Annotated in this window: 5 protein-coding genes and 3 pseudogenes; 6 read left to right on the top strand and 2 right to left on the bottom strand. The window is 55.3% G+C overall.

What is annotated here, in order from left to right:
* Nucleotides 1–100 precede the first annotated feature (100 nt).
* A pseudogene (locus tag JUJ53_RS02905) lies at nt 101–565 on the top strand (hypothetical protein); the annotation flags it as partial.
* Between the two features lie 137 nt (nt 566–702).
* Here JUJ53_RS02905 and JUJ53_RS02900 read toward each other — a convergent pair.
* On the bottom strand, nt 703–4,305 hold the full coding sequence (locus tag JUJ53_RS02900) for an NB-ARC domain-containing protein (protein ID WP_204150477.1): 3,603 nt from the start codon (nt 4,303–4,305) through the stop codon (nt 703–705).
* A gap of 97 nt (nt 4,306–4,402) precedes the next feature.
* Here JUJ53_RS02900 and JUJ53_RS02895 point away from each other — a divergent pair, with 97 nt between their 5' ends.
* A complete protein-coding gene (locus tag JUJ53_RS02895) occupies nt 4,403–4,951 on the top strand; it encodes a transposase (RefSeq protein ID WP_239124734.1) in 549 nt (182 codons plus the stop codon).
* An 86-nt stretch (nt 4,952–5,037) separates the two neighbouring features.
* On the opposite strand, the pseudogene JUJ53_RS02890 reads toward JUJ53_RS02895, so the two are convergent.
* Nucleotides 5,038–5,241, bottom strand: a pseudogene (locus tag JUJ53_RS02890) (transposase); the annotation flags it as partial.
* Here JUJ53_RS02890 and JUJ53_RS02885 point away from each other — a divergent pair.
* The 4 genes and pseudogenes from JUJ53_RS02885 to JUJ53_RS02870 all read left to right on the top strand — a co-directional run bounded on the left by JUJ53_RS02885 (nt 5,222) and on the right by JUJ53_RS02870 (nt 8,331).
* Nucleotides 5,222–5,587 (top strand): annotated as a pseudogene (locus JUJ53_RS02885) (GNAT family N-acetyltransferase). The pseudogenes JUJ53_RS02890 and JUJ53_RS02885 sit on opposite strands and share 20 nt — an antisense overlap.
* Before the next feature lie 362 nt (nt 5,588–5,949).
* Nucleotides 5,950–7,344, top strand: coding sequence for a cytochrome P450 (locus tag JUJ53_RS02880; RefSeq protein WP_204150476.1), 1,395 nt, complete (start codon nt 5,950–5,952; stop codon nt 7,342–7,344).
* A 195-nt stretch (nt 7,345–7,539) separates the two neighbouring features.
* Complete coding sequence (locus JUJ53_RS02875) at nt 7,540–8,112, top strand: dihydrofolate reductase family protein (protein ID WP_204150475.1); 573 nt, start codon at nt 7,540–7,542, stop codon at nt 8,110–8,112.
* Nucleotides 8,113–8,148: 36 nt separating this feature from the next.
* Nucleotides 8,149–8,331, top strand: a complete 183-nt coding sequence (locus tag JUJ53_RS02870; protein ID WP_204150474.1) for a hypothetical protein — start codon at nt 8,149–8,151, stop codon at nt 8,329–8,331.
* Nucleotides 8,332–8,728: the final 397 nt, after the last annotated feature.

Genomic DNA, 8,728 nt, shown 5'->3' with positions numbered 1-8,728 from the left:
TGCCGAATCCTGAACGAAAGAATGAGCTTTTTCAACAAATCTATTGACACTGTTCTCAATAAGCTCATGCAAGATGTTCATACTGAGAATTGCTGATGCACCGGGGACGATTTTGCCCCTGCCCGATGTGCTACCCCTGTTGCTGATGGGGGGCACCCAAGACGGGGTCATTGCCCACAGCAGCGATCGCTATGGGGTGACTTGGGAGCAGGCCACCACGCCTGTGGAACGCACCTTTCACGAGGGGCTGGCAGGCGGTCGGGGGGATAGCTACTTGGTGTTGCTGGAGGGCGCAAACCACTTTGTCATGGCGCACCCCTTTGATGCCACTACGGGACGCGCCTTCCTGGATCTGCCAGCAACGCAGCCCGCAGAGCGCCAGCGGCAGCTCATAGTGGAGGCGATCGCCCTCTTTCTAGCGGCCCACGTTAACGCTGAGGCAGCGGCCCGCGAACAGCTCCGGCATATACTCACCACGGCTCCTGAGCTGATTGCCACAGCCACGTGGAAGTTGTTGTTGGGTTGCACTGCGTGGCATCCACCCGACAATCACCCACAGAATTAAAGTTGACGGTTCCCTAAGGGACACGCTCGCAATAAAAGTACCGCTCCCGACTCGAAACTCACCCATCCACCCATCCACCCATCCACCCATCCACCCATCCACCGCCGTCAACTGGGATGTTATTTTTCCGCTCATTCCTAAGTTGACCCGATCGCCCCTAGCAGGTGCAAGGTGGTGCGGGTGGCGGGGGTCAGCCCCGTGGCTCCGGTCAAGTTCATGCCTTCGTACAGGCGCTTAGCAATGAGCACGCGCCCACACTCCCCCGTGGCCGCGTCCCAAAGCCGCACGGTTTGGTCTTGGGAGCCCGTGGCGATTGTGCTGCCGTCGGGACTAAAGGCCAGGGAAGAGACTAAATGCTGGTGACCCGTGCAGACATGGAGGCAGTCCCCCGTCGCGGCATCCCACAGACGCAGGGTGTGGTCTTGGGCGACGCTGGCGAGGCGGGGGGCCTGATCGGCTGTGGGGCTAAAGGCCACGGCAAACACCCAATTGGTGTGACCCTGGAGGACCCGCAGGCACCGCCCTGTGGCGACTTCCCACAGGCGCACGGATTGATCCGTGCTGGCGCTGGCGAGGATGCTGCCGTCGGGGCTAAAGGCCACTGACCAGACCCGGCTTGCGTGCCCGGTGAGGGTGGCCAGGGGTTGCCCGGTGGCCACTGACCAGAGTTGGATGGTTTGGTCAGCGCTGCAACTGGCGAGGGTGTGTCCATCGGGGCTAAAGGCCACGCCTAAAATTTTGGCGGTGTGGTGGCGAAGGGTGTGCCGACATTGCCCGGTGGGGGTGTCCCATACTTTCACCGTGCTGTCGGCGCTGCCCGTGGCAATGAGTGGGGCATGGGGGTGAAAGGCGATCGCGTTGAGCCAGTCGCCATGCCCTTGCAGCACTTGCCGGCAGCGCCCGGTCGCTACGTCCCACAAGCGGGCGGTGCAGTCGGTGCTGGCGCTGGCGAGGGTCTGCCCATCGGGGCTAAAGGCCACTCCATAGACAAAATCATGATGGCCTACCAAGGTTTTGAGTGGTTGCCCGGTGGGCCAGTGCCAGAGCACGATAGTTTGATCGTTGCTGCCGCTGGCGAGAGTCTGCCCATCGGAGCTAAAGGCGACGGGCAAGGCCCAGTCGGTGTGGCCTTCCCAGGTGCGGAGGCACTGCCCCGTAACGCTGTCCCACAGTTTTACCGTTTGGTCGAGGCTGACCCCCGCGAGGTGGCGACCGTCGGGATGCACCGCCACGGCGCACACTTCATTCTGGTGGCCGTGGAGGGTTTGCCAGCAGGTGTCGGTGTGCCAGTGCCACAGTTTGAGGGTGCGATCGCCGCTGCTGCTGATCAGCCAGTCCGCCGTGGGGCTAAAGACCACTCCATAGACGCTGCCGCTGTGCCCCGTATAGGTGGCGAGGCACTCCCAGGTGCGGCCATCCCATAGTTTCACGGTGCCGTCGCCGCTGGCGCTGGCCAGCAGTTGGCCGTCGGGGCTAAAGGCCAGGTCATGCACCCAGCCCTGGTGCCCCGTCAGGGTGTGCAGACAAGTGCCCGTAGCAGCATCCCACAGTTTGATCTGATGGTCAGCGCCGCCGCTGGCGAGCAGGCCCGTCGGGGTGGGGGCGATCGCGCGCGGGGCAAAGGCCACCGCCCGCACCCAGTCGGTGTGGCCGCTGAGGGTATGCCGACATTCCCCGGTGGCGATATCCCACAATTTCACCGTGCGATCGCCCCCCGCACTGGCGAGGCAGCGGCTATCGGGGCTGATGGCGATGGCAAACACCTCGTGGTCGTGTCCGGTCAGGGTTTTGACCGCGACGCCCTCGATCGCCGTCCACAGGCGCACGGTGCGATCGGCGCTGCAACTGGCAATGAGCTGCCCATCGGGACTGTAGGCCACGGCCCGCACCCAGTTTTCATGGCCGCGACAGATCAGCAACAGCTGGCCGGTTTGGCTATCCCATACGCGCACTTGGCAGTCGGTATCCCCAGTGGCAAGCCATTGGCCGTTGGGGCTAAAGGCTGCCGCCAAAACGTTGCCTAAGGATTCGGTAAAAACACAGTGAGTGAGATCGGCCCCAGTAAAGTTGACATCATGCAGCTTGACATCTTGCAGATAAGCCTGCCACACCGTCAGGTGCGAAAAGTCAAAGCCGCTGATGTCAATGGGCAGTTGGAGCAACAGGTTGAGGCTGTTGCCCCCGGCGTAGCCCGTGACCTGGGGGGGGCCCCCTCGTAAGGTTGAGAGGATCTGCTGGAGGGTCGCGGCCAGGTGGGCGGCGCTACCCAGGCGGTTGATCAGTTGGTCCGCAATGGGGCGCAAAATCAGGTTGATTTGTGTTTCGCGCACGTAGTCTTTGGCCTGGGCTTGGGCGAGGGCATGGGTGATGAAAAGCTGAGGCGCTTGGTGGGCAATTTCATCGGTGATGCGATCGCACAATTGGCTGATGACGTATTCCATCACAACGGGCTGCTGGGTGAGGCCGTCGGCGTGGCGTTCTACCAGCGATCGCCGCTGGAGAGAATTCAGCGACTCCCAGAGGTCACGGGGGGGCACGTAGTTGAGTAAAGCGGTCTGTAAATCGGCCACGGTGGTGGGTTCGCGATGGATGGCCAGCCAGTACATGGCGGTTTTTTCTAACTCGGTCAGCCGCTGAAAGTGCTGATCTAGCAGGTCGCGGATGTCGTCAAAGAGAAAGCCCCCCTGCTGTGACACCGCTAAAAATTGGGCAATGTCTCCCCCAAAAAAGTCGCGGATGGAGGAAGCCACGATTTTCAACGCGAGGGGATTGCCGCCGTAGCGATCGGCCAGGGTTTGCCACTCGGCCTCGGTGGCCTGAAAGCCGCCTTTGGTATTAAAGAGGGCACGGCTATCGGCTTGGGCGAGGCCGCTGAGTTGGAGCGATCGCACGGGTAAGGTCTCACCCTCAAAAGCGGCTAACCCCTTGGGTTTTTCCCGTGAGGTGACGATGAGGCAGCTTTGGTGTGCCGTTTCGGCGAGGCAGCGCAACACTTCGCCATAGCCCTCAAACCCGATCCGATAGCGGCCCGTGCGATCGCCACTCTGTAAAATCGATTCGGCGTTGTCCCACAGTACCAGGCAGCGATCGCCGCGCAGATAGTGGAGTAACCGCCCTAGTCGCCCCTCTAGGGTGCTGGGCAAATCGCGCTCTTGCTGGTGTGATAGCACGGCGATCAGATCGGCCAGCAGGTCTTCGGGGGCGGGGGCATTGCGCAGAGATCGCCAGATGAGATGGGTAAAAGGGGCCGGGGTCACTGTGTTGGCCAACTGGTGCGCCAGGCGCACAGAGAGGGCGGTTTTGCCGATGCCGCCCATGCCCAGCAGCGTGATCAACCGACAGCGATCGCGCCCAATCCACGTGGCGAGGGTGTGCAGTTCTGCTTGCCGGCCATAGAACACCGTGTCGTCAGGAGCGCTGCCCCAGTCGGAGATCGCGTGATCAGTCGAGGGCGCGGGGGCGATCGTCGTTTCAGGCTCAGCGATCGTGCGCCAATCTAACCCCAACACCTCACAATACGCCTTAAAAGCATTGGCGTTAATCGCCACCTTGCCCGCTAAAAATCGTTTCCAAGTGCCCTCGGAAATGCCCGCCGCCAGCACTCCGGTCGTTTGCCAGTCGGTGCCCAAGCAGCGACTGGCGGCCTCAATCCACCGAAAATCACTAGCAGGCCAGCCCTGCGCTACTCTGGCCTGTTTGATTTGCCGACGTCCGGTTGACGAAGCTCTGAGGGTGATCACGATTCGTCTAGATAATTTTCTAATCCTTTTCTCATTAGACTTTATCGGAAATTGAGCTGATAGAATCGGTATCAGGAGCATAGACCAGGGTAAGCCTATGAAAATGACCTATGCCGAGTTGCGGACAAAACCCCGAACCTTGTGCAGTTTGACTGGGCTGAGGGTGCAAGAGTTTGAGGCCTTATTACCCAGCTTTGGTAACGCTTGGGACATCTTCATGCAAGACACCTTTCAGCGCAAAGACCGCCAACGAGCCATGGGAGCGGGTCGCAAAGCGCACCTGAGCGACCTAGCGGATAAGCTCCTGTTCATCCTGATGTATGTTCGCCTTTACCCGACTCAAGAGGTTCAAGGCTTTCTCTTTGGGATGAGCCAAGCGCAAGCCAATCCATGGATTCATCGCCTAACTCGCGTCTTGAACCAAGCCTTAGGGTATGAACAGCAACTCCCAGAACGCGAACCAGCGAACCTAGAGAGCATTCTGAGCCGTTGTCCGAGCTTAGAGTTCATCATCGACGGTACCGAGCGTCGGATCAATCGCCCCAAGGATAAAGCTGAGCGCAAGACGTACTATAGCGGCAAGCGCAAGGTGCATACGGTCAAGAACCTGGTCATTCCTAACCGTGGGGCAAGGTGCGCTACTTGAGCGACACCTACGAAGGGCTCTTCCCAGCGTTTGGTGATGCTTAATGCCGCTCCTCTGGGTTTGTTCTACACCGCCATGATGAATCGTTAAAAAGCAGCTTGGGAGAGGGCTTTCAGTTCATCATCTGGGATGCCCAACGAGGGCTTATCCGGGTGATAGGCATAGGCAATTAATCCCGAGACCAGGTTCACCAGAAAATTGAAGGGGCTGCGGTGTCGCGAATGCTCAATCTGACACAAGTGCTTGAGCTGGTCATGGACCGTCTCAATAATGAGACGCTTGCGTAGCAGCTTGAATGGTTGGTCTTCAGCCCAAAAGCCTAAGGTGCTACATCAAGCATTACTCCATTCCCATTCCCTTGTTTCAGCTTGGCATCACGAAAAACTCGTTGGCATCGGCAACGCAATCTCAGATGGTTTTTTAGTGGTGTATTATCCCCATCTGTTAGTTCATCCAGACTATCAAGGTCAAAGAATTGGCACAGGAATTATGGACATCTTAAAGCAGAGATATGAAGGAATGCACATGCATATGCTGGTCGCCGACCGCGAAGCGATCGCCTTTTATGAATAATGTGGCTTTACAAGGGCAGGGAACACAGAGTCCATGTGGATATATGCTGGCGACGACCATTAAACGAGGGTTCTTGAAGATGCCAAATGATACCGAGGGCGGGGGCACATCTATAACTCCTACTCTATCCGAAAGCAATGAGATACCTATACGTTGAGGCACTTGTGCCAAGCAGCCAAGTCTTTATCGTGAAACAAGGCACGAGCTATAAAGCGATCGCCCCTGCTTAGTTTGAACGCCTTTGGCAACTCATCGGCATTCCGGCACTGGTTAATCAGGTGGATGGAAAGGAGTCGTAAACTTGAAAATATGCGGACCTTTGCTGCCTATCCATCATGCAGGGGTCTATGATGCAGATTATTCGCAATTCTAAAACATCAGCTTTTTCGTGATGAAGAAAGCAAATCTGTAATTAGGTAACTGCTATGTCACTCCCCAATGGACCAAAAAATCCGGCAATTTGGCAAATGTTTTACTGGATTACCAAACCATTTTCATTTATGCGTAGCTGTGCTCATGATTATGGCGACTGCTTCACGGTCATGCTGGGTGAGGAATTTGCTCCCGTCGTATTTTTCAGTCATCCTCAAGCCCTGCAAGCCATTCTGACTAGCGATGATTCAAAGATGTTTGATGCTCCTGGTGAGCTAAACGGTCTATTTGAACCATTTCTAGGAACGCAATCTGTGATTGGGTTAAGTGGCGATCGCCATCGCAGGATGCGTCACCTGATGATGCCCCCGTTTCATGGCGAACGGATGCGTTCCTACGGACAACTCATTGGCAGCATTACTGAGGATGTAATACGCGAATGGACTGTTGGTAAATCTTTCTCAGTTCGGGAGGCTATGCAAGCTATTTCTATGCGAGCGATCTTGGGGGCTGTGTTTGGTCTAGCCGAGGGACCCCGCTACCAGCAACTAGAGAAACTTCTGGGAACCATGCTCAATGAAATGAGTAACCCCTTGAGCGTCAGCCTCCTCTATTTTCCAATCCTTCGTCAGGATTTAGGGCCACTGAGTCCCTGGGGCAACTTTATCCGTAAACGACAACAAGTTGACCAGATCATCTACGATGAGATTTCAGAGCGGCGAACACAGCCCGATGGTTCTCGTGATGATATCCTTACGTTACTCATGTCTGCCCGTGATGAAGCAGGTGAGCCTATGACGGATATGGAGTTGCGCGACGAATTAATGACGCTTTTAGTTGCTGGTCATGAAACAACTGCCACCGCTCTAACTTGGGCATTGTATTGGATTCACAAATTTCCCAGCGTTCGTCAGCAACTGTTGCAAGAGCTTGAGGGAATGGATGTCCCCCTCGATCCTAACGTTCTTTTGCGCCTCCCCTATCTGAATGCAGTCTGTTGTGAAACGCTACGGATTTACCCGGTGGGAATGCTGACGTTTCCACGGGTGGTTAGATCGTCTGTTGAGTTGATGGGGCACTCACTTGCCCCTGGAACTATTGTAATGGGTTCGATCTATCTAGCCCATCGCCGTGAGGATATCTACCCAGATCCGGAGCAATTCAAACCAGAACGCTTTTTGGAACGCCAATTTACTCCTTTTGAATATTTGCCTTTTGGTGGGGGCAGTCGACGTTGTATTGGTATGGCGTTTGCTCAATTTGAAATGAAAGTGGTTTTGAGTAGAATCCTGTCACAGGTTGAACTAGGATTAGCTGATGCCCGTTTGGTGCAACCCGTGCGCCGAGGTTTGACATCAGGAGCATCTCCGGTACAACTGATCGTCAAAAACTACCATCCTACTCAACTTTCTCGAAGAGACTGTCACGACTCGCTCCTCAAATCATAAGTTAGATAGTCGGGGTTCTCTGTTTACAGGGACTGTTGGTAAAACAAAAATTTTGCCTATAATCTTTCTAACAAGCTCAATGTACCGGGACAACGTATAGCCTGCTGTCAGGTGTCTCAGACCAGTGATGGGGGAGGTTATCGATCTAATAAGTTGTTAGGTGGTCACAATTAGGTATCGAAAGCGAAAACAGTTATGAAGACTCAGTACTATACAGCCACAAGCCTTGATGGGTTCATCGCGACCGAAGATGATTCGCTAGACTGGCTATTTTCGCTGGGCGACCTAAATGACTCCAGCTACCCAGAGTTTATTGCTGAGGTAGGTGCATTGGCTATGGGATCGGCTACCTATGCGTGGATAGGTAGCAACGCTGATCAAGTCGCTGCCGAGACCGGGTCATCGTGGCCGTACACTCAACCTGTCTGGGTATTCACCAGTCGCAGTCTCCCGGTCATTGAGGGCGCAGACATTCAATTCGTAAAAGGGGATGTGCGTCACATTCACAAGGAAATGCGGGCGGCGGCGGGCGACAAGAACATCTGGATTGTGGGCGGCGGTGATTTGGCAGGGCAGTTCTATGATGCTGGGCTTTTAGATGAGCTAATCGTCCAGATTGGATCAGCTACTTTGGGCAAGGGTAAGCAACTGTTTCCGCGCCGGGTTCTGAGTCCAACCCTACGTCTGATCTCGGTTCGCCAAATCAGCACCGGTATGGCTGAACTTCGTTATGAAGTAGGTAAAAACAGTGTGGGCAGCACCGCCTAACAACGCCCACTCACCCGATCGTTTGGAGGCGATCGGGTGAGTGCGAGAAGTAATTGGAAACGGGTGTTGGGCGACGTTATGGAGCAGCAAGGATTCGCTGATGCTGTGCCAAGCGATCGCCCGAACTGCCCATACGCTGTTTTCCCGGGCGGGGCTACAGCAGACCGTGATGGGCTGGAGGTAACGGTGAAGATGATGGGGGCGATCGCCCCTGCTTAGTTTGAAAGCCTTTGGCAACCCACCGGCGTTCCAGCACTGATGAATCAAGTGGATAGAGAGGAGTCGTAAACTTAAAAATATGCGGATCTTTGCTGACTATCTACTATCTAGAGGGCTATTATGCATATTATTCACAGTCTATCGACCCTCAGAGGGTGATTAGCCAGCGGATAGTCGCCTATCTACTCCATATGGAGAACATAGGCAGACTAGATCGATCCAATAAGTTGTTAGCAATCAAAAAAATATTACCCAAATGACCATCATTCAGGACTTCAGTGATTTTCCTAAGGCACTATACAACGGGAGCATCCCACTTTCGACAAAATAGTCAACAGGCAAGCTGCCCATTGAGGTAGGCACAACGCAAACTCAACATCGCATTGACAGAGGCCGT

It is taken from the genome of Leptolyngbya sp. CCY15150 (assembly GCF_016888135.1).
In the GTDB taxonomy this organism is placed as follows: domain Bacteria; phylum Cyanobacteriota; class Cyanobacteriia; order RECH01; family RECH01; genus RECH01.
The sequence above is the reverse complement of the archived record's forward strand: the minus strand, read 5'-3'. Positions and strand labels throughout refer to the sequence as shown.